The 23,776-nt window shown below is 61.6% G+C and carries 26 protein-coding genes; 5 read left to right on the top strand and 21 right to left on the bottom strand.

What is annotated here, in order from left to right:
- Positions 1 to 45 precede the first annotated feature (45 nt).
- The 7 genes from arsM to KF757_05145 form a co-directional block, all read right to left on the bottom strand.
- On the bottom strand, positions 46 to 990 hold the full coding sequence (arsM, locus tag KF757_05115; protein ID MBX3322350.1) for an arsenite methyltransferase: 945 nt from the start codon (positions 988 to 990) through the stop codon (positions 46 to 48).
- Complete coding sequence (locus KF757_05120; GenBank protein ID MBX3322351.1) at positions 987 to 1,451, bottom strand: DMT family protein; 465 nt, start codon at positions 1,449 to 1,451, stop codon at positions 987 to 989. The genes arsM and KF757_05120 overlap by 4 nt, the downstream gene beginning before the upstream one ends.
- Entirely contained in the window at positions 1,448 to 1,537 is a 90-nt protein-coding gene (locus tag KF757_05125; protein MBX3322352.1) for a hypothetical protein, read from the bottom strand. The genes KF757_05120 and KF757_05125 overlap by 4 nt, the downstream gene beginning before the upstream one ends.
- Complete coding sequence (locus KF757_05130) at positions 1,534 to 1,929, bottom strand: helix-turn-helix transcriptional regulator (GenBank protein MBX3322353.1); 396 nt, start codon at positions 1,927 to 1,929, stop codon at positions 1,534 to 1,536. The genes KF757_05125 and KF757_05130 overlap by 4 nt, the downstream gene beginning before the upstream one ends.
- Before the next feature lie 95 nt (positions 1,930 to 2,024).
- Complete coding sequence (locus KF757_05135) at positions 2,025 to 2,630, bottom strand: GNAT family N-acetyltransferase (GenBank protein MBX3322354.1); 606 nt, start codon at positions 2,628 to 2,630, stop codon at positions 2,025 to 2,027.
- Between the two features lie 47 nt (positions 2,631 to 2,677).
- Positions 2,678 to 3,562 (bottom strand): hypothetical protein, encoded by an 885-nt coding sequence (locus KF757_05140; protein MBX3322355.1) that lies wholly within the window; start codon positions 3,560 to 3,562, stop codon positions 2,678 to 2,680.
- A gap of 6 nt (positions 3,563 to 3,568) precedes the next feature.
- Positions 3,569 to 4,219: a YceI family protein gene (locus KF757_05145; protein MBX3322356.1), complete on the bottom strand. Its 651-nt coding sequence runs from the start codon at positions 4,217 to 4,219 to the stop codon at positions 3,569 to 3,571.
- A 260-nt stretch (positions 4,220 to 4,479) separates the two neighbouring features.
- On the opposite strand from KF757_05145, the gene KF757_05150 reads away from it, so the two are divergent.
- The 3 genes from KF757_05150 (at position 4,480) to KF757_05160 (ending at position 7,424) form a co-directional block, all read left to right on the top strand.
- A complete protein-coding gene (locus KF757_05150) occupies positions 4,480 to 5,121 on the top strand; it encodes a hypothetical protein (GenBank protein ID MBX3322357.1) in 642 nt (213 codons plus the stop codon).
- 27 nt (positions 5,122 to 5,148) lie between these two features.
- Positions 5,149 to 5,625, top strand: a complete 477-nt coding sequence (locus KF757_05155; GenBank protein ID MBX3322358.1) for an acyl-CoA thioesterase — start codon at positions 5,149 to 5,151, stop codon at positions 5,623 to 5,625.
- A 155-nt stretch (positions 5,626 to 5,780) separates the two neighbouring features.
- On the top strand, positions 5,781 to 7,424 hold the full coding sequence (locus KF757_05160) for a hypothetical protein (protein ID MBX3322359.1): 1,644 nt from the start codon (positions 5,781 to 5,783) through the stop codon (positions 7,422 to 7,424).
- Positions 7,425 to 7,514: 90 nt separating this feature from the next.
- Here the strand turns inward: KF757_05160 and KF757_05165 are convergent, their stop codons facing one another.
- The 12 genes from KF757_05165 to KF757_05220 all read right to left on the bottom strand — a co-directional run bounded on the left by KF757_05165 (position 7,515) and on the right by KF757_05220 (position 20,521).
- Entirely contained in the window at positions 7,515 to 11,438 is a 3,924-nt protein-coding gene (locus KF757_05165; GenBank protein ID MBX3322360.1) for a hypothetical protein, read from the bottom strand.
- Between the two features lie 6 nt (positions 11,439 to 11,444).
- Positions 11,445 to 11,660, bottom strand: coding sequence for a hypothetical protein (locus KF757_05170; protein MBX3322361.1), 216 nt, complete (start codon positions 11,658 to 11,660; stop codon positions 11,445 to 11,447).
- Entirely contained in the window at positions 11,657 to 12,715 is a 1,059-nt protein-coding gene (locus KF757_05175; protein MBX3322362.1) for a hypothetical protein, read from the bottom strand. The genes KF757_05170 and KF757_05175 overlap by 4 nt, the downstream gene beginning before the upstream one ends.
- 5 nt (positions 12,716 to 12,720) lie before the next feature.
- Positions 12,721 to 12,993 carry a WXG100 family type VII secretion target gene (locus tag KF757_05180; GenBank protein ID MBX3322363.1) on the bottom strand — a complete coding sequence of 91 codons (273 nt, stop codon included), beginning with the start codon at positions 12,991 to 12,993 and terminating at the stop codon, positions 12,721 to 12,723.
- Positions 12,994 to 13,071: 78 nt separating this feature from the next.
- Entirely contained in the window at positions 13,072 to 14,130 is a 1,059-nt protein-coding gene (locus tag KF757_05185; GenBank protein MBX3322364.1) for a DUF4340 domain-containing protein, read from the bottom strand.
- Positions 14,127 to 16,040 carry a Gldg family protein gene (locus tag KF757_05190; GenBank protein ID MBX3322365.1) on the bottom strand — a complete coding sequence of 638 codons (1,914 nt, stop codon included), beginning with the start codon at positions 16,038 to 16,040 and terminating at the stop codon, positions 14,127 to 14,129. Before KF757_05190 ends, KF757_05185 begins: the two co-directional genes overlap by 4 nt.
- A gap of 18 nt (positions 16,041 to 16,058) precedes the next feature.
- Complete coding sequence (locus KF757_05195) at positions 16,059 to 16,799, bottom strand: hypothetical protein (protein MBX3322366.1); 741 nt, start codon at positions 16,797 to 16,799, stop codon at positions 16,059 to 16,061.
- A complete protein-coding gene (locus KF757_05200) occupies positions 16,796 to 17,743 on the bottom strand; it encodes an ABC transporter ATP-binding protein (GenBank protein ID MBX3322367.1) in 948 nt (315 codons plus the stop codon). Before KF757_05200 ends, KF757_05195 begins: the two co-directional genes overlap by 4 nt.
- 51 nt (positions 17,744 to 17,794) lie before the next feature.
- Entirely contained in the window at positions 17,795 to 18,712 is a 918-nt protein-coding gene (locus KF757_05205; GenBank protein MBX3322368.1) for an NAD(P)-dependent oxidoreductase, read from the bottom strand.
- A 95-nt stretch (positions 18,713 to 18,807) separates the two neighbouring features.
- Complete coding sequence (locus KF757_05210; GenBank protein ID MBX3322369.1) at positions 18,808 to 19,380, bottom strand: NADH-quinone oxidoreductase subunit B; 573 nt, start codon at positions 19,378 to 19,380, stop codon at positions 18,808 to 18,810.
- 29 nt (positions 19,381 to 19,409) lie between these two features.
- On the bottom strand, positions 19,410 to 19,886 hold the full coding sequence (locus KF757_05215) for an ACT domain-containing protein (GenBank protein ID MBX3322370.1): 477 nt from the start codon (positions 19,884 to 19,886) through the stop codon (positions 19,410 to 19,412).
- Positions 19,887 to 20,047: 161 nt separating this feature from the next.
- The gene (locus tag KF757_05220) at positions 20,048 to 20,521 is read right to left on the bottom strand and encodes a histone H1-like repetitive region-containing protein (GenBank protein ID MBX3322371.1); all 474 of its coding nucleotides are present in this window, start codon (positions 20,519 to 20,521) and stop codon (positions 20,048 to 20,050) included.
- A gap of 290 nt (positions 20,522 to 20,811) precedes the next feature.
- Here KF757_05220 and KF757_05225 point away from each other — a divergent pair, with 290 nt between their 5' ends.
- The gene (locus KF757_05225) at positions 20,812 to 22,194 is read left to right on the top strand and encodes a 3-deoxy-7-phosphoheptulonate synthase (GenBank protein ID MBX3322372.1); all 1,383 of its coding nucleotides are present in this window, start codon (positions 20,812 to 20,814) and stop codon (positions 22,192 to 22,194) included.
- Between the two features lie 85 nt (positions 22,195 to 22,279).
- Complete coding sequence (locus KF757_05230) at positions 22,280 to 22,600, top strand: hypothetical protein (GenBank protein ID MBX3322373.1); 321 nt, start codon at positions 22,280 to 22,282, stop codon at positions 22,598 to 22,600.
- A 3-nt stretch (positions 22,601 to 22,603) separates the two neighbouring features.
- On the opposite strand, the gene KF757_05235 is transcribed toward KF757_05230, so the two are convergent.
- Together KF757_05235 and KF757_05240 are read right to left on the bottom strand one after the other, a co-directional pair.
- Positions 22,604 to 23,152: an HIT domain-containing protein gene (locus KF757_05235; GenBank protein ID MBX3322374.1), complete on the bottom strand. Its 549-nt coding sequence runs from the start codon at positions 23,150 to 23,152 to the stop codon at positions 22,604 to 22,606.
- A gap of 32 nt (positions 23,153 to 23,184) precedes the next feature.
- On the bottom strand, positions 23,185 to 23,742 hold the full coding sequence (locus KF757_05240) for a PepSY domain-containing protein (GenBank protein ID MBX3322375.1): 558 nt from the start codon (positions 23,740 to 23,742) through the stop codon (positions 23,185 to 23,187).
- Positions 23,743 to 23,776: the final 34 nt, after the last annotated feature.

Consider the following 23,776-nt stretch of genomic DNA (forward strand, 5'->3'; position numbering starts at 1 on the left):
CGCTTCTTCATGCGTTCTTCATTGATCTTTCACAGTCGATCGCGCTTACGGCTGCGGCTTCATGGCGGTGATATCGGCGCTGGTGACATAGTCGGCCAGGGTGGCGCCTTGCGGCAGGAGAGCGGCGATGCGGGCAAAGAGGGGGTCCTGCACGTTTTCGAGCGCGGCGACGTACTCTGGCTTGGTGGCGATGGCGAGGCTCGACAGGCCGGCCTTGGCGGCCAGAGCGCGGATCTCTTCGATCGTGCTGGCGCCCGCGACGCAGCCGATCCACGATTCGATGTGTTCGACGACGTCGCGCGGGAGCGGCTTGTAGAGGATCAGGTCGGAGATGGCGACGCGGCCGCCGGGCTTGAGGACGCGGGCGATTTCGTTCCAGACCGATTGCTTGTCGGGGGAGAGATTGATGACGCAGTTGGAGATGACGACGTCGGCTGAAGCGTCGGCCAGGGGGAGGTGCTCGATCTCGCCGAGGCGGAACTCGACGTTGTCGAGGTTGTGATGCTTGCGGTAGGCGGCGATGGCCTTGCGGGACTTGGCGATCATTTCGGGCGTCATATCGACGCCGATCGCGCGGCCGGCAGGCCCGACGCGTGGCCCGGCGAGAAAGATGTCCATGCCGCCGCCGCTGCCGAGATCGACGACGACTTCGCCGGGCTTGAGCGAGGCCAGAGCGGTGGGGTTGCCGCAGGAAAGGCCCATGTCGGTGCCTTCGGGCAGGGTTGCCAGATCGGTATCGGAGTAGCCGACGTGCTCGGCGATGCCGGGGCTGCCGACGGTGCAGCATGCAGGGCCGCAGCCACAGGAGCCCGGGGCGGGGGCGGTGGCCGAGGTGGCGATCTTGGCGTAGCCCTCGCGGACAGCCTGGCGGATGGTTTCGCTTTGTGCTGAGGACTGGACCGGCGCGCCAGCGGCCGGAACGTGAGCCTGGCGGGTCTCGCCCTGGCAGCAGGAGACGGGATCCGAGCAGCAGGAAGACTCGGTGGTCATGATGAAACTCCTTGTGATTGAATGGTTGAGTCGCTCGCGGCGGGTTCGATGGCGGGGACCATGAACGCGGCCGGGGCTTCGATGATCTGGCCTTGCCTGGGCTCTTCGCGGCGGCCGATCATGGCGACGGCGACGCCGGCGAAGATGAGCGCGAAGGCGATGTATTCGTTGACGCGTGGCTTTTCCTTGAGGATCAGGATCGCGAAGCCGATGAAGACCGTGAGCGTGATGGCTTCCTGAAGCACCTTGAGCTGCGCCGCAGAGAACGGCCCGCCCTGCGAGACGTGCCCGATGCGGTTGGCGGGGACCTGGAGCATGTATTCGGGCAGCGCGATCATCCACGAGACGGCGATGGCGAGCGGGATCGACCACGCGGCTTTCTTGAGGTGGCCATACCACGCCCAGGTCATGAAGATGTTGGAGCCGAAGAGGAGGGCGACGGTGGTGAGAATGCGGGTCATTGGGTGGTGCTCGCGAAGCCTTCAGCCATCTGGCTGCGGCAGGAGTTGCCGGTGCAGAGAAACAGGACGCGCGGACGGGAGTTCATGGGCGTTTCTCCGTGGTGCAGCACACGGCCGTGCTGCAGGGTTGGGAGGCATCGACCGCGTCGGCCATGTTGCGCAGGAGATCGGCCAGCGAGGGTTGAGCAGCGGCGTACCAGACGGTTCGGCCCTGCTTGGTGGCGGTGAGCAGGCCCGCCCGGGCCAGATGGGCAAGATGGCGGTTGATGACGGAAAAGTCGACCGAGCAGCAGGCGGCAATCTCGGTGACCGAGCAGGGGCGTCCGCATTTGACCAGGCACGAAAGCAGCGAGAGGCGAGTCGGGTCGGCCAGGGCCTTGAAGACCTCGGGGTTGAGCACGCGATCGACGGGTGCTCGGCGGCGAGAGGCCTGTCGCGGGGAAGTCGGGCGCTGGTTTTTCTGGGTTACTGGCGTCATTGTGCAAGTATTGGCGGGATTGGCGGGTAAGTCAAGAGGGGGCTTGCCGGTGGTGCGATTGAGACGTGTGCGCCCTTTGCTGAGGTTGCGACCTCTCAGCGGGTGGCGCGGACGGGGGGTTGCAGCTGGCGCCAGGCCTCGATGGTGATGGCCCAGCGTTCGTGATCGCGCCACTGGCCCCGGATCTTGAGGAATCGGGGCGAGAGGCCTTCGAGTTGCATGCCCGCTGCCCTGGCGACGCCGCGCGAGGCCTCGTTGTGCGGCTGGAGATTGGCCTCGGCGCGATGCAGGCGCAGATCCCTGAAGACATGGCGCAGCGCCAGGCGCACTGCCTGGGTGGCGTAGCCGTTGCGGATGAACTCGTGGCCGATCCTGTAGCCGAAGTGGCACGATTGCTGGACGCCGCGCTCGATGCCGCCGATGCTCAGGCGGCCGACGATCGCGCCGTCGTACTTGCGGCAGATCAGGTAACGCCGATCGCGCTGGCCGACCGAGAGGGCCAGCTCGAGGTCGAAGCCGGAATCGGAGAAGAAGTCGATGTGTGAAGGGGGCCTGGGCTCCCAGGGTTCGAGGAAGTGACGGCTGCGGCGGCGCAGGGCGATGAAGGCGGCGCGGTCGGCTTCGAGTGGCGGACGAAGCAGGACCGAGGACGCGCGGGAGGTGATGATGACGGCATCGACGGTTAATCGCGAGCCAGACATGATGAGCATCGTAGTGTGTACGGCAGCCGGCGGCAGGCGCGCGTAGCTCAATAACCGCTCGGGGTCGAGGGCGCAGAAGTCAGGAGCGCGATGACAAGCCCGGCGATGCCGAGCATGAGGCTGAGCGCGAGCGGGAGCAGGGCCCGGAGCCGAGCCCGCTTGATCGGCAGTCGAGTTGCTGCGGGTGTCAGCGGGATAAGCGCGATGACAAGTGTGGCGGCAGCGTGGACGGGGGTGTAGGAATGGTGATGGCCTGCGACCATGATCGCGATGAGCAGCACGACAAAGGTGCCCATCACGCACTCGGGAACCGGGCGGGAACGACGAAGGAAACCGACGATCAGCCAGGCGCTCATCGCGGCGACTAGCGGGCCGGTCTGCTGCGCGAAGGACGCCTGGTGGGCGAGAAACAGGATGGGGCCGGCAAACACAGACCCGATCAGCAGTGATGCGGGCGTGGTGAAGCGAGCGCCCGAGGCTTCGACGCGTGGAGCGAGCATCGCAGCGGCTGAGATCAGAGCGCCAAGCGCCAGATGAACTATGAACGACGGCGTGGAGATGAAACGAGGGTGCAGCGTGTTGAGCACCGCCCACAGCGCCGCGGCCGTCAGCAGCCCGGTGACGATCGCGATGAGCAGCCGCGAGCGGACCAGCGCGGCCAGCCCGAGCGCGACGGTTGAAACGGCAGCGATGTGCCCAAAGCGAAGGGTGGCATCCTTGGGCCACCATCCGGGGAAGTTGTTGATGGAAAAATCGGCGGGGAGGTAGGCAAGACCGACCGCCATCGCCGCCAGCAGCCAGGCGAGTCGCCCAGACATCGCCGACGTGCCATTCTCACTGCGCGGAGCGACAAACAGCGAGGCCAGCAGGAGCACCACAAGCGCCATCGCGCCGGGGACCGGGCCGAGCCAGATGATGGCGGTCGGATCCATCGCGTCTTATTGCTTCTTGGCTTCGACGGCGACAATGATGCGGACATCGTTGCCCAGGCCGCCCGAGTTGCTCAGATCGGGCGCGAGGTATTTGGTCATGCCGAAGTCGGAGCGCTTGAAGTCGAAGGTGGCTTCGAAAGCGGCGATGGGTGTGCCTTGAGCCGAGCCGGTGCCGAACCACTCGAGCGTGGCCGTGACGGGTTTGGTCTCGCCATGGAGCGTGAGATTGCCGGTGAGTTCGTAGATGTTGCCTTCGCGCTTTGAGATGGATGTACCCTTGAAGGTTGTGGTCTCGAACTGCTTGGTGGAGAAGAAGTCGGGGTTGCGCAGGTGGTTGTCGCGATTGGTGTTGGCGGTGTCGACCGAGTCGTTCTTGATTGTGAACGCGAACGAGGTTGCGACGGGGCCTGATTCGTCGACGCTGAACGTGCCAGAGAGATCGTTGAATCGGCCCCAGAAGTTTGCGATGCCCGCGTGCTTGATGCGAAACACGACGGCCGAGTGCACCGGATCGACGGTGTAGGCATCGGCGGCTGCGGGCGCGACGGCCGAGGCAAGGGCGGGGGCTTCGGTCGTGAGACGCGAACCCATGGCTCCGAGGGCGATGACTGAACCGAGGCCGAGCGTGACGATCGAGACGTTTTGAATCAGACTCATGTGATGAACTCCGGTTGAGGCTGTGTGACGTATGTGGGCCGGGCAGACGCACTCGTGTGCGCTTGCCTCGACCCGAGGAGCATAGAGAGGCAAACGCACTCAGGGGGCACAACTATTCGTGACAACAGGTATTTATTCCTGCCGATCCGTTTGGGGCTTGCTTGTTCGGTTCGTGCATGGGTGTGAAGCGGTGTGAACAGGTGGGCCGATGAACGTGTAGAAGGTGTTGAATGGATATAGGCGACAGGAGCAGGTGTGTCATGGCGGGAGTGAAGGCTGTGTTGGGATACGGCTCGGTAGCGCTGCTCGGTCTGGGCGCGTCGCTGCTGGGCTATCAGTTGTTGCGTGCGGATCTGGCGGAGAGTGTCTATCGCGCCAGACTCGAAAACCTCGCCAGCGAATACGAAACGCTGCGCAGCACCTACAACGAGGCGGTGAAACGAACCGCGGTGACCGAACTGATTGTGCGCGAGGGCAAGTTGAGCGTTCGCATCCGCAACGCTGGGGGCGTGATCGAGGAGATTGCCACGCCATACGACCCGAAGCGGGAGATTTTTGTCGATTACGCGATTGTGGACGGACGATTGTGGATCCGGCGCGTTTTCGATGTGCTGACGCCTCCGGCGCGAGGCGTGCTGATCGACCCCGCGCTGGCTGAGATCGACTGGGAGCAGGATCACGCGCTGTATGGCAAGGCGGTGTATCGCAGCCTCGACGAGGGACGTTGGGTTGTGACGGTCAGTGGCGACGGCAGCCTGGGGCTGATGCGTGCCGGACCCGAGCCTGTGGTGCTGTCGTCACCGGTGCAGCTCGGGAGTTTTGAAGAGATTGACGCCGAGCTGCGCGGCCGCATTGCGCAGATCCGCCCGGGCGATGTGTGGCGCGAGTTCTGGGGGCGCTGAGTTCGGCTGGGCTGGCAAGGAATTTCGATGGCGGATGGAGAGCGATTGATGCAGCCGACGCGCGATGTTCCGACCAGCGGCTCGACGATCGTGCGCGTGCGATATTGCGAGTGTGACCCGATGGGCGTGGCGCATCATGCCAGTTATGTACCGTGGCTGGAGATGGCGCGGACCGAACTGCTGCGCGGGGTTGGCGTGACGTACGCACATATGGAGCGCAGCGGCGCGTTTCTTGTGGTGACAAAACTCGAGCTGCGTTACCGCAGGCCGATTCGATATGACGATCAAGTCGAGATTCGCGCGCGGGTCGTGGGCGGCAGCCGCATCAAGATACGGCATGAGTATGAGATCGTGCTGATTGAACGCCTCGGCGTCGAGCCCGATCGCACGGATCCCGCAGTGCCTCTCGACGGCGTGTGCACGATCGGATCGAGCGAACTGGCGTGTGTCGGCGCGGATGGCAGGCCTCGCGAACTGCCTGACTGGCTGATCTGGTCGGCGTGACGCGCTGCTGAGCATCGAAGCTCAGGTCTACTTGCGGATATGTCACCAGCATGTCACGCGCAACGTTGCATGTCAGTGACAACCGCATAGCCGATGAATGTGGTATCAATGAGCGTGGGATTGATCCCCGAAAGGAGTTTTCAATGTTCGGAGGTATGCGCGGTACTTTCTTGCTTGCGGCGTGTGCGGGGCTTGCATCGGCCGATCTGCCGGTGCGCGAGGTGACGATCTTCAAGGATGGGCATGCGATGGTGCTCCGGCAGGGCTTGATGCCGGTGAACGCGCAAGGGGATGTTGAGATTGAAGAGTTGCCCAGACCAATCCTCGGGACATTCTGGGCCTACTCGGCGACATCGGGGGTGAAGATGTCGAGCGTTAAGGTCGGCAAGGTCGACGAGATAAACGAAATCGATCCGCAGAACCTGCATCATCTGATCAGGCTCGCGGTCGGTACGGATGTCACACTCGTGCTCCATGACGGCGGCATCGCACGCGGGACGCTCAAGCGAGTCTCCGGCGCAATGGCGATGCTCAGCGGCGAGTCGGCAGTGGCGATCAATCTGGCGGATGTTCGGCGTGCAGAGTTTCATGATGAATCAATACTCAACCGCAAGGACGAGCAGACCTTCACCAAGGACGTGATGACGATCGACCTTTCGTGGGAAGGCCATGCACCTGCCAACGAAGCCGAAGTAGGACTCATGTATATCGAAAGAGGACTGCGCTGGATTCCGTCATACCGCGTGACCCTGACGAGCGATGATCGTGCGATCATCGAGTTGAGCGCCACGCTGGTCAACGAACTGATGGATCTGGACAACGTCAAGGCGAATCTGGTGATCGGTGTCCCGAGTTTCATGTTCGAGCACACACTCGATCCGATGTCGCTTCAGGAGCAGGTTGCGCAGCTCGGCCAGTATTTTGACAGAGCGTCGTCGATGACCGGCGCGGCGCTGAGCAATGCTCTCATGTCGCAGACAGCCCGCATGAGCGACAGTCGCGGCTATCGAGACAACAACTCGATGGGCCAGCAAGGGAGCAATGTCGAGGTTGGAAGCACAGATCAGGCGGAGGATCTGTACATCTTCAACGTCAGCAATGTGACGCTCAAGAGGGGCGAGCGGCTGTTCGTGCCTCTGGCTGTAGCGGAAGTGCCGTATGAATCGGTGTACACACTCACGCTTCCTATCGCGCCGCCATCGGACATGTGGCAAAACTTCGGCACCGATCAGCAGCGCGAGATCGCGCGCATGCTCGACCGCCCCACTGCCAGGCATGTGCTGCGCCTGACCAACGCTTCGGAGCATCCGTTCACCACTGCGCCAGCCCTGATTATCCGCGACGGACAGCCGCTGGCGCAGGGCATGCTGCGCTACACCGCCAGGACCGCCCGCGTCGATCTCGAAGTCACCAGCGCAGTCGACATCCGCGTCGAATCGAGTGAGCGAGAAGCCCAGCGCGAGCATGACGGGCTTCGGTGGAACGGCAACACGTATGCCCGCGTCGAACTCACAGGCAGTGCGAATCTGACGAACTACAAGACCAAGGCGGTGAAGATCGAAGTCCGCAAGTTCGTCCTCGGCAAGGCGACCGAAGCCAATGCGAACGGCACGATCGAGGGGATCAACTTCTTCACTGGTATGGACTGGGACCAGCCCTCGTTTGCATGGTGGCGCTGGTATGGATGGCCCTGGTGGTGGAGCCGACTCAACAGCGCTTCACGCATCGACTGGACTGTTGAACTTGAGCCCGGAGAGTCGGTCAACCTGGAGTGCGCGTGGCAGTACTTCTGGAACTGATGGCTGAGAGCATTCACTCCAGCCCAGGAGGGCTGAGCGTGGGCGGCGTCCGACAAGCCGAGCGACGTGGCGACGATGGGGTCGTGTGAATCACCGCTTCAACGCTTCAGCAAGTTCACGGACCCATGCGGCGCTCGGCTGGGCGTAGGGGCGGAACTTCTCGAATGTTCCGCTCTCTTCGCTGTAGAGCAGTGCGCGGGCCTGCCCGAGGCGCCCCGCGGCTGGGGAGTCAATCAGCGCGGTCGAGTCGTTGGCGTTCATCTGGAAGAGGACGCGAGCGTCGAACTCGCCGATTGTCTGGCGGTCGAACGCGCGTTCGAGGTTGCCGATTGTGTCGGCCCAAAGTATCGTGTGGATGCCCAGGCCCGGGCCCTCGCGCACGATCGACGCGAGTTGCTTGTCGGCACTTGGCTTTTCATCAGGATCGGCAGAGAACGAGAAGTTCTCTTCCTTTCGTCGAAGCCCACGGAAGCGGTGCAGGCCGTGGAGGATCAGCACAATCGTGTCCTCATCGGTCTGATTTTGCGTCTCGCGCGTCGTGAGTTCGCTGGCGATCTCGTCAATCATTGTGTCGGCATCGCGCCAGGTGCCGATGCGCGAGTGATGCGGCAGTGCCTGCGCGAGCGATGCGAGCACGCCATGCCGCGGGTCATCGGCGGGGGTGCCATCCAAGATGAAGAACCTCGCTCCTTTGCGTGGAAACTGTGCTGCCAGAGAAACAAGGGCGGCGCAGTTGAGCGCCAGTGCTTCATCGTCCTGCTGACCGACGATGAGGCAGTTTGATCCGGTATGGCGGCGGAACGATGCAGCGGTCGGCTCCTTGATGGCGACCGGTTCGCCGAACCAGGCACGGGCGACGGTGGGCATTTCGCGCGTCGGGCTCTTGATCGCGCGTGCAAGCTCGTGGTTGTCTTCGATGCGTGAAGGCACGTTGCCTTCGAAAACAATCTGAGGCTCGGGTGGTTGGTAGGCGTCGTATTCGACTCGTTTGCGGACGAGATCGAGAGCGTGGTCGCGTACTGAATCTGGCAGCCAGGCAATTTGGAAGGGGCTGTTGCCCTCGATCATGCCATTGGCATCGTTGTAGATTGCTTCGCCCGGGCGCGCGAGCAATCGGGCGGCGGCGTTGTCTTCAGACAGGATCAGATACGAATCCGTCTCAGAGCATTGCAGAGCGATGCGCACGGCCATCTGCCCGACAGTGCTGCGAGCCAGCGAGTAGGCACCGCTGAGCGTCTGCGAACCGAGCAGCACATGCATGCCAAACGCGCGGCCCTGTCGCACGAGTCGATCGAGAAGCAGTGCGGCCTCCTGTGCGATCTTGTCGTCCTCGACAAAGAACTCCTGAAACTCGTCGATGATGAGAAGGGTGCGTGGCATATGCACATCAGGCTGGCGCTCGCGAAAGCCAGCGATGTCCTGTGCGCCAACTTCGCGATACAGATCGCCCCGGCGCTTGAGTTCGGTATCCAGCTTGTGCAGCACACTCAGGCCAAACTCGCGATCCGACTCGACAGCCACTGCCCGTGCGTGCGCGAGCCGGTGTGTCGCATAAGTCTTGAACTCGACGCCTTTCTTGAAGTCCACGAGGTAGAACTCGACCTCGTGTGGCGAATACCACATCGCGAGCGACGCCACAAGCACATGCAGCATCGTTGACTTGCCTGAACCGGTCTTGCCCGCGATCAGAACATGCTGGCTGGTGCCTCGCCCGAGCGTGAGATATTGCAGTTTCGTTGCGCCAGCGCGGCCGAGCGGGACACGCAGCTCCTTTGCGCAGGATTCCTGCCACATCGCTTCGGGCGCTGGAGTAATTTTCTGAAACGGCACCTCGACGCGGCCCGCATCCTTTGACAATTCTCCGACACGTCGCACCAGACGCGACAGAAACTCGTCATCGGGCGGCGCATCGAGTGCGAGCGGTAATTGATTCAGCGGTTCGACCGCCATGCGCAGGCCGGCATCAGTTTCGACGACCGTCAACGCGTGTCGCTCAAGATCTTCGAGCGTCAGTCCTGCGGGGAGTTTGGCTGCTGGATCTGTCAGGATCAGCGTGTAGACCCCGCAACGAGCGCCCGACTCAAGAATACTCTTGAGGCGCTGGGCAGACGCTTCGGTGATCGACGCTGGATAATCGGCAATGACGAGAAAGCGATAGGGTTCAGCAATCTCGCCCGCACTCTCGTTGTACGATTCGATGCTCTCGAACTCATTGCGCAGATACTTCTGAATGACCTTTTCCATGTGCTCGGTCAGATCGGTCAGACGCTTTTCGATGTGCTTGGGGTCGGTCCAGATGCGGTTGGCAACGAGTGCTTCGTCAAAGTCGGCCAGATGCATAAAGCCCGCGAAACTCTGCCCGAGGCCTACGGGATCCATGATCGTGAAGCGTACCTTTCCGGGCGGAATTGATGTCAGGAGCCGCAGCATGACGTTCTGAAGCGTCGCAATGGCAGCGGGCCGATGCTCGGGGCCGCACTCGATCAGCAGCGAACACCGGCCCGGAAAGTCGAGCATTGCGGGCAGCGACATACGCGCTGGTACTTCGTGCGTGAGCGATGGGTCGTCGGGCAATGCGCCTTCGAAATCAGCCATGTTGACCAGCATCGATCCGAACTGGATGGCGGGCGCGGCTGCAGCCGGCGGGTGGTACGCCTGCCACATCGAACTCTGCCAGGCAGGAAAGAGCATCTCGGCCCGATCCTGCATGTCAATCGCAGCATCGTTGATGCGCGTCATGCGCTCGTGCCAGATCCGCGTCAGCTGTTCGCGCTGATTGGCAGCCTCCTGTTCGATCTCTGCGAGACGGCTGGCCCGTATCGCCTCGGTTCGTTCGGCCACATCTGCGAGCGTCTGACGAATCTGCGCGAGTCGCTCGTCAGCCTCGCGCTCGATGCGCCCAATGTCCTCTTCCCGCTTGAGCCGCTGCTGTTCGGATTGGGCCAGATACCCTTTATCGAGCGCCTGCACGTCGGTCTCGCGCCGCTTCTCGATCTCGCGCACCGCACGGCGATGGACAAGTTGCGCACTCTCCGTATCACGCTTCTTGGTTGCCGCCAGATGCTGCAACTCTGCCCCGCACTGCGACTCGGCGATATCGAGGATCGCGTCTGCAAGGCGTCGCGCCTTGCTTGTGTGCCGAGCGATTGGATCGGCTGCTGCACGCAACTGACCAAGCCCCATCACCCGCAGCGGCAGGATCAGCACAACGAACACCAACCCGAATGCCACCGCTCCGATCGCTGCCGACGGAGCGAGCCCGAGTGAAACCATCGAGTGCCCCCACGCACCAAGCACTCCACCACCGATGAGCACCAGAGGCAGAAGAAACAGCATGCCATGAAACGTCTTGAGAATCCGCGCTCGTTGCAGGGACACCAGCCCCTGCTGCGCCGCCTGAAGATGCTCCTCGACCTGCGTGAACGCATCCTGCGGGTCTTGCGCATTGGGTTGGCTCGTCGCGTCGGCCCCAACATCTGTCACGAGTTTGAACTGCCCCTGAGCCAGGTGTGCAGCATGCGTTTCGATCTCGGTTGCCTGTTTGCGGGCAGCGTCGGCGGCTCGCTTGATGCGTTCAAAAGCCTGCTTCGGCTTGGCGTGCGCCGCGTCGAAGACGGTCTCGGCAAGCCAGAGCGATTCCTTCATGGTTTCGTCGGCTGCACGCGAATCGTGATTGATCGCCTCGAGCAGATCGACACGCTGCGTCTGATAGACCCGCTCGGCCTCACGAAACGCTGCTTCGAACTTTTCTTCAATGCGGGCGAGCGACCTCTCTCGTTTCGAAGTCAGTTCTGTGTCGGCTGTATCGTGCGCTTCCTGCGCGAGCGATCGTTCATGCCGGTACGCCCGCTCGGCTTCATCAAGATCTGCAGCCCGGTTCGCTTCGAGCGAGGCCTGTGCCTGGGCCCGCTCGCGGGTCGCCAATGCAAGCAGCTCGACAAGCGCGCACTCGCGCTGGGTGAATGTACCCGCCATCAAGTCGCTGGCGTCCGATCGCACAAGTTCGCTGGTCATGGGTGGTTAGTCGCCGCACGCTCGACGGGCACTGGCCGAAGCGTCAGAAAGTTTCTCCATCGCACCGATGGTGGACCGAACTTTCGGCCCGAGGGGTTCAATATACTTCTTCTCATAGCCAGCTGCTGCATTGTCGTTCCAGCTTTCGCGCGCACGCGCCCATGCCACCATCAGTTGCTGAGCCGCATCCGCAAGCATCGCCCGCCCGACTGTCGAACTCATGCCTCACTCTCCGTGACCCGAGCATATGCCAGTGTGTCGTTCGGTGCTGTGATCGCAGTGATCGCCGCTCCTTCAACGACAATCAGCGTCCCGCGGTGCAGCAGCAACGCCCGGGCGAGATCAGGCCGGTGCTCGATCAGATCCGCAAGGCGGACTTTCTCCAGTTCACGCCGATGAGGCTCTGGCTCGACGCCAGGGGTAAATGGTCCAATGTACCACCCGCTGTCCCATTCTTCCGCAGGTTCACACCGCTCCAGGTACACGCTGCTCTGCGTCATCGCGCCGGGCGCACAGGTCGCCCAGAGACCTGCGATATCGTCCTTTGGCGGATGCAACGACTCGATCGCCTCGAGTTGCCCTTGAGCAGCGACGCGAGGCAGATTTGTCCGCGTCCATAACTCGTCAGGCTCAATTTCCTCTGCCCGGCGTCGGCGCCCGGCGCTGGGCGTTGCTTTGCGAAAGGCAGCGTAAGGCGATGACGAAGCCGACCCGCCCGCGTCTGGTTGCGCGAAACTCTCGGTCGCGCCCGGTGTTGCACTCGCCCCGGTCCCGAGTCCATCCTCGTGCACCGACGGAGCGACGAGCGCGACGTACTGTTCGAGGGCGGCTGCCATTTGATCTAGATCGAACACTGCCCGATCTTCGAGCTTTGCCAGTTGCGTCGAGAGGCCTTGCGACATGCCCTTGTACTGCATGTGCTCCTTTTCGAGATCGCGTAGCCAACGCCTGGTATGCTCTGCTTTCTGCTGGGCTTCCTCAACCCGCTGCTTGGCGCGATCCAGCGCCTTGCGCTCTTCGACCGCAGAGCGAGGATCGCCCGTCGCCGACCTCTGCTTGTTGAAGAGTTCTGTCTTGCACCGGACAATTTCATCGGATCGCAGGCGGATCTCCCGCTTCCAGTAGGCTTGACGGTCGGACCGCAGCCACTCGAGGGTCCGCAGAGCCTCGGTCTCGGCTGCTGTCAATGCCGCCCGCGCTTCTTCGATGAACTTGATCAGCGCAGGACGAAACTCGCGCAGTGCCGCGATGGATGTGACCTTTGCGCCTTGGTTCATCGCGTCTACCTCTGCCGCAGATACTCTTCGATCCGATCCGCCTTGCGCAGGAGAAATGGAATGTGCTGCTCGGATGCCTGCGTAAATCGGGTCAAGGTTCGCAGCGTGTGTTCGAACTCATTGATGAACTTGGCGTGCTCCTGGTCGCGCCAGGTCTGGCTCAGCGCCTGCATCTGCCCGTTGAGCGCATTCATCTGGGTCGAGAGATTCGCATTGAACCGCTTGAGTGATTGGGCAAAACGACGCAGTTCTTCAGGATCGACAACAGCCTTGGCCATGGGTACTCCTCAGGCAACTCGTGTCTGTATTGTACGAGTGCGCCGCGCGCCATGATCCGCGAGTTTGCACCCATCGGATCAATCAAATACTGGACCGCGCGGGCTGTCGGTCGCGGGTTGCGGGGATGGCGCAGCCTTCGGCTCGGTCAACTCAGACATGCGCCGCGACAGGTTCGTCGCTGCCCAGCTGGGAATCATGAATTCTCGACCCTTGAATCGCGCTTGAAGCGTTTCCAACTGGTCGGGCACGATGTCTGCACCAACAGAGTTGGCATCAAAAACCGCCCACTTTTCTCCCTCGTAGTCGTAGATCTGGATCGACACCACCAGGCCATCAAACATCTGGAATACCACCTCGATCGGCGAGCCAAACAGCTTGCCCGCCGCAGGGCGAACATCGTCAAAGTTGAGACTGGTCAGCGCCCGGCTCATCGGGTCGGCGATTCCCGCGCTGCGCAGCTCGAAACCATCGGGAACCGGCGCGACATCGAAGTTCGGCTGCGCAGTGTCAGCCCGCGAAAGCCCGATCTCATCGCCATCAGGGTGAATGATGTTCAGTGACTGCACGCGTGAGCCGTCTATTCGCGTCAGTTCGCGCACAATCCAGTTGATCGGGTCGGTTGTGACCTCGACCGTCGCAGGCACCAGCCACGAACGGGAGTCGGCGGGCAGCCGCACATACCGCTGCTCGGCGGTGCCCTCGCGCGTCGCGATCCCGACAATGATGGACGCGAGCTTCTCGCCGCTGGCTGAGGTCACTGTCACGAGCGTGCCTTGCCCCCCGGACCCGGGCTCGGCCACGCCGATGCGTGCATACATCTCGGGATTCGATGTTTTCTCATCGAGCGCCTTCATCTCGGAGAGAGCCACCAGTAATGGGCGAATTTTGTCCATTCGCGCCGGTAGCGAAGTCTTGGAAGGGATCACCCAGCCTTCGCCGCTGCGCTCAAGCGTCAACGTTCCGGAATCTGATTTGAGTTCGATCGCAGCAGCATCATTGATGCGCTGGGCAAGTATCGGCAGCAATGTCTGCGTCGAAGGCTCTGCGCTTTTACGCGGCACCACCAGCACGCCGACAATTATCAGCCCGACCAATCCCAGACACACAATCAAGAGTCGCATCTGTCGCTGCTTCATGTTGTGCCCTCCGACTCGCGCATCTTCCGACGGTCACGCGTCCTGCGGGAGGCCCGATATGAGCCAAGCCCCAACGCCAAGAGCGCCACCATTGCTGGCAGCAGCGCGATGTTGATGAGTTTGAGTGTTGTGCCAAGCTTGTTGACGTCCTTGGTCAAGTCGTGTTGCACACGCCGAAGGTTGCGCCGTGTCTCGGATCGCCGCTCCTGCAAGCGCTGAATCTCAGCACGAACTTCGTCTGAGAGAATCGCGGACTGATCATCCCCTGACGCACGAAGCAGTTCATTGATGCGCGCCTCAGTGAGTCGCAGTTCTTCGGAGTACTTTTCCTCTTCTGCGAGGTACTCGGTTTGTGCCGTCTTCTGCAGTTCCTCGACGCGTTTGAACGGCCGGAACGCGGTCGAGCTCGCCCGAATCGAGATCAGATCGCTCGACCCCGCAAGATTCTCCACCGCATTGAGCATCAGAGCACCGTTATCCGCGAATCGCTGGTAAATCACATTGTTGGCAAATCGCATCGGCTGCACCCACGCCGCATCGAAGAACATATCGGCATCGGCAAAGATGATGACGTTGATGTCGGTCTTCGATGCGCTCAGATGCTCAGCGCCCGTCGGAGCCGCTGCCATACCGGCCGGTCGACCTTCGGCAAACGCCGACCGCACAGGCCCAGTCACGCGCGCCGCCAGCACCAGCGACTCGCCCGAAGGCACAAAGTCGCGCATGAGTTCCTGCGGACTCGGGAACTTGACGCGCTCAACGCTGATCCGCTGCGAATCCGTACTCGACACGATCAGCGGCGTCACCGTCAACGAACTGTCTGCCTGCCGCTCTATCACGCCGCCAGCCTGATACGTCAGCATCGACAATCCCGCCGTCACCACGTCCTCATCCGACCTCGCCGCGTTCGAGAGTCGCATGTATGGCAGATACCCGATCGGAACTCCTGTTGTTCCCGGAGCCGCCACCGAAATCGCATACTGCGCATCGCCCGCCACGATGCCGGGTGCCAGATCCACCCCCCACGCCCGACCGAGCCGTCCAAGCGAACTCGAACGATCAGCCGTGTACGCCTGCAACTGATCATTCGGAGCCGTCGGAGGTACATATGTCTCGCAGTGCGGGTCGATCGCAAAGACAGCGCGCCCGTTCCTCAGAATGTACTGATCAATCGCGTACCACACCGGCGTTGTGAGCGATTGCGGATGAATCACCACCAGCACGTCAATCGACCCCATCTCCGCAATGTTTGACTCATCGATCATCACCACGTCGTACTGCCGCGACAGTTCCTGATGGATCACCCATGGCTGCTGCATCTGCTGGCGCGGCTGGAACTGGCTCGGCTCAACACCCGCGATCGGCAGGCTGCTGACGATCCCCACGCGGGTCCTGGCCTGGCTCGAGAGCAGATGGATGCGCTGGGCAATTTCGTAGTTCAGGAATCGTTCCTGCCGCGGATCGAAGAACGCAATGACCTCGCGACCATCGGTCGAGTTGGTCAGCACCAACCCGAAGAACAGCCTCCGAGTCCCTACGGGTTGGCCAATCAGCCCCAACGCAGCCGCATCGTCCTCTTCATCAGAAAACGGATCAGGCTCGATGATCTCGAGTTGAAGTTTCCCGCGGGAAGCCGATGCGAACTCCGCCAGAGTGTCCTGCACACGTCTTGCATACATCGTCAGCGACGGATCACCAGACGCCAGATCGCGTGTGAAGTAGAACCTCGCCCGGATCGGTTCGTCGATGCTGCTGGCGATGCTCCTCGCGCCAGCCGGGAGCGTGTAGAGCCTGTCACTCGTCAGATCCAGCCTCACATTGCGCAGGCCGGCTGACACAAGCATATTGATCGCAAAGAACAGAACCACGCAAACCACAATCGCGATGATCGGAAAAAATCTGTTGTGCATCGTGTGCCCCCCGTCCTTTCATGAACCCTTGCGCCACTGGAGCATCATGCCATTGGCAAACAACGCCAGCCCGATCAAACTCCCGAAGAAAACCACATCGCGCGCGTCGATCACGCCCTTGCTGATCGCGTCGAAATGGGTCAGCACGCTGAAGCTCGCGATTGCATCAACGATCGCCTGCGGCGCCCACCCGCTGAACAGATCCAGCACCGGATTCATCCCCGCCAGGAGCAGCGCAAAGCACGCGACCACCGACACAATGAACGCGATGACCTGGCTCTTGGTCGCGGCCGAGATGCACGACCCCACCGCCAGGAATCCCCCCGCCATCACCAGACTTCCGAAATAGCTGGCCGCGATGACTCCGTTGTCCGGGTCGCCCAGAAAGTTGACCGTCATCCAGATCGGAAACGTCAGCGCCAGAGCAATGGCTGCGAACGCCCACGCAGCTGCAAACTTCCCTACCACCGCTCCCCACAGGCCGATCGGAAGCGTCATGAGCAGTTCCACCGTACCGCTGCGATGTTCCTCAGCCCACAATCTCATCGAAATCGCCGGGATCAGAAAAAGATACAGCCACGGATGAAACATGAAAAACGAAATCAGGTCGGCCTGCCCCTCGATATAGAACCTGCCGAACTGAGCGCTGAACGTAAAGATCCCCGCGAGAACCAGAAAGATCACGATGAAGACATACGCCACAGGGGTGATGAAATACCCTGCCAGTTCACGCTTGAAAACAGCAAGCGCCCCCGTCATGCTGCACCTCCCGTGGTGATTGTCCGAAAGACTTCATCCAGTCGCCCCGATTCGACACGAACCTCGATCACCCGCAGCGATCTGGCTATCGCCGCATCGCGCACATCACTGACAATCAGCTGTCCGCCCTTGGCATACACGCGGCAGCGCAACGACTCCTCCCCGCAATCGAGCGTCTCGACCCGCGCAACCTTGGGCAACTTTGCCAACAAATCCGCAAACCCCCCGACCGCACCTTCAACTCCTAGCGTCACGGCGTTGTGCATGGCCGACCGCGCCTGCAACACATTGGGCGTCTCATCCGCAACAACGCGCCCGCGCGCAATCACCACAGCACGGCTGCACACAGTCTCAACCTCCTCAAGAATGTGCGTCGACAAGACAATCACCTTTCGAGCGCCGCTCGACGCCATGTCCCGAATCAACTGACGCACTTCGTGTTTCTGGTTCGGGTCGAGTCCATCCGTTGGCTCATCAAGAATCAGCACACGCGGGTCGTGCAGAATCGCCTGCGCAAGACCCACGCGCCGCTTGTAGCCCTTGCTCAAGGTCTCGATCGGCTGATGCATCACGCCTTCCAGATGCACCAGTGACCTCACCTCGTCGATACGCTTGCGCCGTTCACGGGCTGGTATTTGCCGCACTTCAGCAATGAAATTCAGGAAGGCTGCAGGCGTCATGTCCGGATACGCTGGCGCGCCCTCGGGCAGGTATCCGATGCAACGCTTCAATGCCAGAGGTTCCTCCGTCGCGCTGTGCCCGCACACACTCACACTGCCTGATGTCGGGCTGAGAAAGCCCGTGATCATCTTCATCGTCGTGGACTTTCCCGCGCCATTGGGTCCTAGAAACCCCAATACTTCACCCGGCTCAACGCAAAGCGAGACGCCGTCCACCGCCACAATCGGGCCAAAGCGTTTGGACAACTTCGTCAGTTCAATCATGCACAATTCTCCATTCCGTCGCGCCGCCCATCGCCCGCTGGCATTTCACCATCAACGGTCTAGCCCAAGTCGCGACATCTCGACGATCAATTCTTCCAGGTGCTTGGCAATCCCGCCGAGCCCTCGATCAAGCCGCACACCGAGCCCCTCAGCCGCCGCCTTGTCAAACGTATTCTCAGGCTCGGCCGGGCTCGTCACCATGATCTCAGGCCTGATCTTCAAGATCTCCGCCGCCATCTTCGCCCAGTCCGACCAACGCGCGTAGCAGTCGGCAAGATTGTAAGGCTTGCCCGCTGCATCCTTGTTCCCGAGCACCGCCACTGCCGCATGGGCAACATCATCAACATGAACAAACTTGCCCCCGCCTGATTTGTTGTAGCGCCGCTCTTCGATGAGCTGACGAACGATCGCAAACCCGTGCGACCGGTCCAGCTTCGGATCGATGCCATACACGCCGCAAGGTCGAAGCGCGCACGTGTGCCGCCCACGCGAATAGTGCTCAGCCCACAGATGCGCCTCCACCGCCGCCTTGAACGCGCCATACGGCGTTCCCGGACGCAGCGGATGGTCCTCATCGGGCTTTCCGTTCCATCGCGGGCGCATCTCGTGATGCACCGCAATCGAACTGATATACACAAACTGCCGAGGATGGCTCAACTCGAGCAGCCGCAGCGAAGCAAGCAGATTCTGGCGAAAATGCGTCCGAAGCCCGCCCTTCTGGTCATACCCCGCCCGCAATGGTCCCCAATCGACCGAGTTGTGAATCACCGCATCGCAGTCCTCATACAACTCCTGCCAGATCGTTTCGTCTGCCTGGTCCCCCACCACCAGCCGCTCAACCAGAGGACGAATGTGATCGCGCGTGCTTGATTCACGAACCATCCCAACCACCGAATGGCCGCCCTCGACCAGTCGCCGCGCAATACGCGAGCCTATGAAACCACTGATCCCTGTCAGCGCCACACGCATCGCTCACCTCCATCGTGCCCGCAGGAGATCCGGTGTGCAACTGCAAGCCCGTTACTGTGTAGCGAGTCTCGCGTCACTCAATCACCCACGTGCGCTCATCCACGTCCGACCGAAACCGCCACCGGCTGAGCACGCGTCTGATGGTTCGGCTGCACCGCCAGACCCAGAGGAATGCGCCGGCCGTCCGGACCCTTTGGCGGAATCCCATCCTCGTCGATGATCCGCTGAATCGCCATCACGCCTTCAATCAGCATCTCAGGCCTCGGCGGACAACCCGGCACATACACATCCACCGGAATGAACTGGTCGCACCCCTGCACCGTCGCGTATGTATCAAACACGCCGCCGGTCGAAGCACACGCACCCATCGAGATCACCCACTTCGGCTCGGTCATCTGCTCATAGATCCGTTGCAACACAGGCAGCATCTTGATGCTGATCCGTCCGGCCACGATGAGAAGATCGCTTTGGCGCGGGCTGAACCGCATCACCTCGGCACCAAACCGCGCAAGGTCATACCGGCTCGAAGCCGTCGCCATCAGCTCGATCCCGCAGCACGCCGTCGCAAAAGGGATCGGCCACAGGCTCGATCGCCTGGACCAATTGACCACACGCCGCAACTGCGTCGTGAGAATGGTGTCCGTCGAGAGTGCCGCTTCCAAACCCATATCAACCCTCCGCAAACCGGTTCGGAAGTCTACGCGTTGAACGGCACCGATTCGCCCGACTTGCCGCCATTCGAATCCACCCGTGTCGGCCACTCCAGATCCGCAATTGCACTCACCGCACGGTCCAGATCATCGACCCGCATCACAGCCCGGCTCGGGTGCCCATTGGCTGGAGTCGTGAGGAATACATACTGGATATTCACTCTCGCATCTGCAAGACAGCACGCCACATCGCGCAGCGCGCCAGGCCTGTTCTCGACATCAATCGCCAGCACCGGGCTCTCGACCACAGGTCCAAGCCCCGATTCCACCAGCGACTCGCACACATGCCGCAGCGCGTCCTCGGGCTCCCCCACGAGCCTCACAAGCCCGCGATCCCGATACTCCGACACGCACAACCCCGACACATACACCCCGGCCGCAGCCGCCGCCTCAAGAAGTCCCGCCAGTTGCCCGGGCTTCTGGGCCAGATAGATACAGAACTCAGTCAGACGCGAGGAATGCATAGTGGGTAACCACGATCGTAGGCGGCAAAGCCCGTCCGTTCCGCTAATTCGCAACTCCTCACCCCGCCCAAGGCCCGGCAGCACGCCAGCCCCCGAGAATTCCATAGAAAAACGCACGGACTTCCGCCCGTGCGTCTTGGTCTGCCAATCAGTTCAAAGACTCACGCAGCCCGGCGGGCGCGGCTGGTCGATGAGCGGCTGCGGCTGATGCGCCCTGCAATCGGCTTGCGGGCAGCGGTCTTGCGGGCCGTCTTGCGGGCTGCCGACTTGCGAGCAGTGCTCTTCTTGGCCGTGCTTTTACGAGCGGTCGTCTTCTTGGCCCAGGTCTTCTTCGCGGTCGTGCGCTTGCGACCAGCGGTCGACTTCTTGGCTGTGGACTTCTTCGCGGTCGACTTGCGGGCAGTCGCCTTCTTAGCAGTGGTCCGCTTGGCGGTCGACTTCCTGGTCGTGGCCTTTTTCGCTGTGGACTTGCGGGCGGTCGGCTTCTTGCTCGTGGCCTTGCGAGCGGTGGACTTCTTGGCGGTGCTCTTCTTGGCGGTCTTGCGGGCCGTCGTCTTCCTTGCTTTCGGCTTGCTGGCGAGTTTTCGCCCCGAAGTGCGTCGCGTTCGGCTTGTGTTCTTGCTTGAGGTTGCCATTTCAATACTCCATACAGTGTTTGTTCGTTGCCCGCCGATGCCTTTTTCGATCGTGCGGGACTCGATTGTGGCCGATGTTCATCCGTGAGCGTCGACCTTTCCGCCGCCCCACCCAACGTGGTGCATGTCGCGGATGCACACGGCAATCGACCGAACGAGAGCAAAAGATCAATTTATGGACCCAATTTTCCTCACTTTTCTTCACCAAACCCCCGATCAGCCCTCACAACCGGCTCGAAACCAGCGCGCAGCGCGCATCAAATGCTCCCCGCACGCTTCCGGAGCCTCCAATGTCTGAGTCCTGGTCACCTCAATCCTGGCGCGCCAAACTCATGGCCCAGCAGATCGTCTACCAGGATCGCGATGCCGTCGCACGCGCCACCGAGAAACTCGCCTCGCTCCCCCCGCTGGTCACCAGTTGGGAGATCGAACGACTCAAAGCCGAGATCGCTCAGGCCCAGCAAGGCCACCGCTTCATCCTGCAGGGGGGCGACTGCGCCGAAACCCTCGCCGACTGTCGGCCCGAGGTCATCACCAACAAACTCAAGATCCTCCTTCAAATGTCTCTCGTCCTCGTGCATGGTCTCCAAAAACCCGTCACCCGCGTGGGACGCATTGCTGGCCAATACGCCAAACCTCGCTCAAGCACCCTTGAACAGGGAATATTTGAAGGCCAGACCCTCGAACTCCCCAGTTACTTCGGCGACCTGGTCAACGAAGCCGAGTTCTCGCCGCAAGCCCGCACCCCAAACCCTCACCTCATGGTCCGCGCCTACCAGCACGCCGCCATGACTCTGAACTTCATCCGCTCGTTGGCGGAAGGCGGTTTTGCTGACCTCCACCACCCTGAATACTGGAATCTCAGGTTTTTCAGCCATGCAAGTCTCCCGGCACACCGCCGCGAGCAGTACGAGCAGATGACCCGCACCCTCGCCGATGGGCTTCGGTTCATGGAAGCGCTCGGCGAGCGGGCCATCGAAGACATGACCCGAGTCGAGTTCTTCACCAGCCACGAAGGGCTCAATCTCATCTACGAAAGTGCCCAGACTCGCCGCGTCCCACGGCGTACGGGGTTCTACGACCTCACGACCCATCTCCCCTGGATCGGGGAGCGCACACGCGACCTCGACGGGGCGCACATCGAGTTCTTCCGAGGCATCGCCAATCCGGTTGGGGTCAAGATCGGACCCAAAACGACTCCAGACGATCTTGTAAAGCTACTCGATGTCCTGAATCCCGCCGAAGAGCCTGGCAAAATGGTGCTCATCGCCCGCATGGGGCAGGCCAATGTTGAGCGGGCGCTTCCCGCGCTGCTCGACCGCGTTCGTGCCGAGGGCCGATGTGTGCTGTGGATGTGCGATCCGATGCATGGCAACGGGATCAAGACCCGCACCGGTATCAAGACGCGCAGTTTCGACGCCATCGCCCAGGAACTCGCGTTGTCGGTCCGGGTTCATAAGGAAGCGGGTACCACTCTTGGGGGGGTCCATTTCGAGTTGACCGGCGAAGACGTCACCGAGTGCGTCGGCGGAGCTGCAGGGGTCGGAGAAGATGACCTGACGCTGAACTATTCCTCCGTGTGCGACCCGAGGCTGAACTACCAGCAAGCCTTGGAATTGGCGTTCATCCTCGCGCACGAACTGGGCAACTCGCTCGACGCTGGTGGCGAATGAGTCTGAAGTCGGGGTTCAGAACGGCCGATGCTGTCTGACGGGGGCACCAGACCCCGGCAACACTCCAGATTCGGAGGGGACACGCATGAGCGCACAGAACTCGAAACTTCAGTTGGCCGGACTCAAGGAACGCAGGCGCCTGCCTCGGTCAGTTGCGGGCGGACGCGTCCTAGCCACGGTTTCGCGCAAGAACGGCGAGGTCGCGGTGGTGGGCGTGCAACTGCTCGATTCGAATGCAGCGGGGCTTGGACTGCTCTGCCCGATCGCGGTCGAACCGGGCGATCTGCTCGGGCTGCACTTCGATGCCACGCCGCTGCCCAGCCGCATGGGTCGCGTCGTCCGTTGTGACGCGCATGGCGACGGGTTTCGTATCGGGCTCGTGGCAGCGCGTCGCGCGGCCGCCTGAGGCTTACGTGCTCTGCGACGATGCTACAGCGCGATAGCGTGCAGCCATCGCATCGAGCGAGTTGGGGATCACGCGCACATTTCCGACGGTGGTCGAAAAGTTCACGTCTCCGTTCCATCGCGGCACAAGGTGCACATGTAAATGCTGAGGCACGCCCGCACCGGCTGCCCGACCCTGATTGATCCCGATGTTGATGCCCTGCGGCGCCAGTGCGAGTTCCATCAGTTCTGCAGCCCGCTCGGTGAGCGCCCAGAGGAGCGTTCGTTGGTGCGGCTCATAGTCGAGCAGTCGCCCGCGACTCTCGCCAAGCGCGACGAGCAGGTGCCCGTTGGCGTATGGAAAGGCATTGAGCAAAATCATGCCGAAGTCGGTGCGCACGATGACATGGTTTCTGATGTCGTCATCAGGCGCGCGCCAATAGTCAGCGAGGAAACATCCGGTCGAAGGCGCACGTTCGCCTGACGGATTCGATGTGTCTCCCTCGTCGAGCGATTCGAGATACGTCAGCCGCCATGGTGCCCACAGGGCGTCTGGACCTTGAGAGTCGGACATAGCAAGACTGTAGAAGCCCTCGCATGTGGTCGTCAGTTCGCCCTTGCTCGCGCGCTTCTTCGGCGGCGACCATTGCGTCTGGCCACCAACGGCAACACCCAGAGGTACGCCCCGGTAATCATCAACCCCAGCAGAATCACGCCCGCGGGCACAAACACGGCAAAACGCACCACCTCACCAAAGTACGCGCCCTCGTGAATGGCTTCGATGATGTGTGATCGCCTGTATTTTGTACTGAGTACGTTGCCAGTGCCTGCATCGATCTGCACTTCCCAGTCGCTCTTGGCACGGACCTTGATAAGCCCCTTGCCCGGGCGAATGTCGAGGCGGTCGATATCGCTCCACGATTGAATCCTTGCATCCTGTGCCGATCTTGCTGCTTCGAGCACTTCATCAAAAGAGATCATGGGGACAGAGCCGGTGCCGCGTTCTTCGGCGGGCTGGACCCATGCCACCTGCTTGCGCACCTGGAGCAGCAGCCCGGTGCCCACGACCACAAGCAACGGAATCAGCGTCGCAATCGCACCCCATCGGTGCAGCTTTCGCGACCAGATGTTCGCAGTACGTCGAAGACTCGGTCGATAGGGCATGTGAGGGCTTTCCGAGTTGAATGCGGGACAATGC

This window comes from Phycisphaeraceae bacterium (assembly GCA_019636795.1).
Taxonomy (GTDB): Bacteria; Planctomycetota; Phycisphaerae; order Phycisphaerales; family UBA1924; genus JAHBWW01.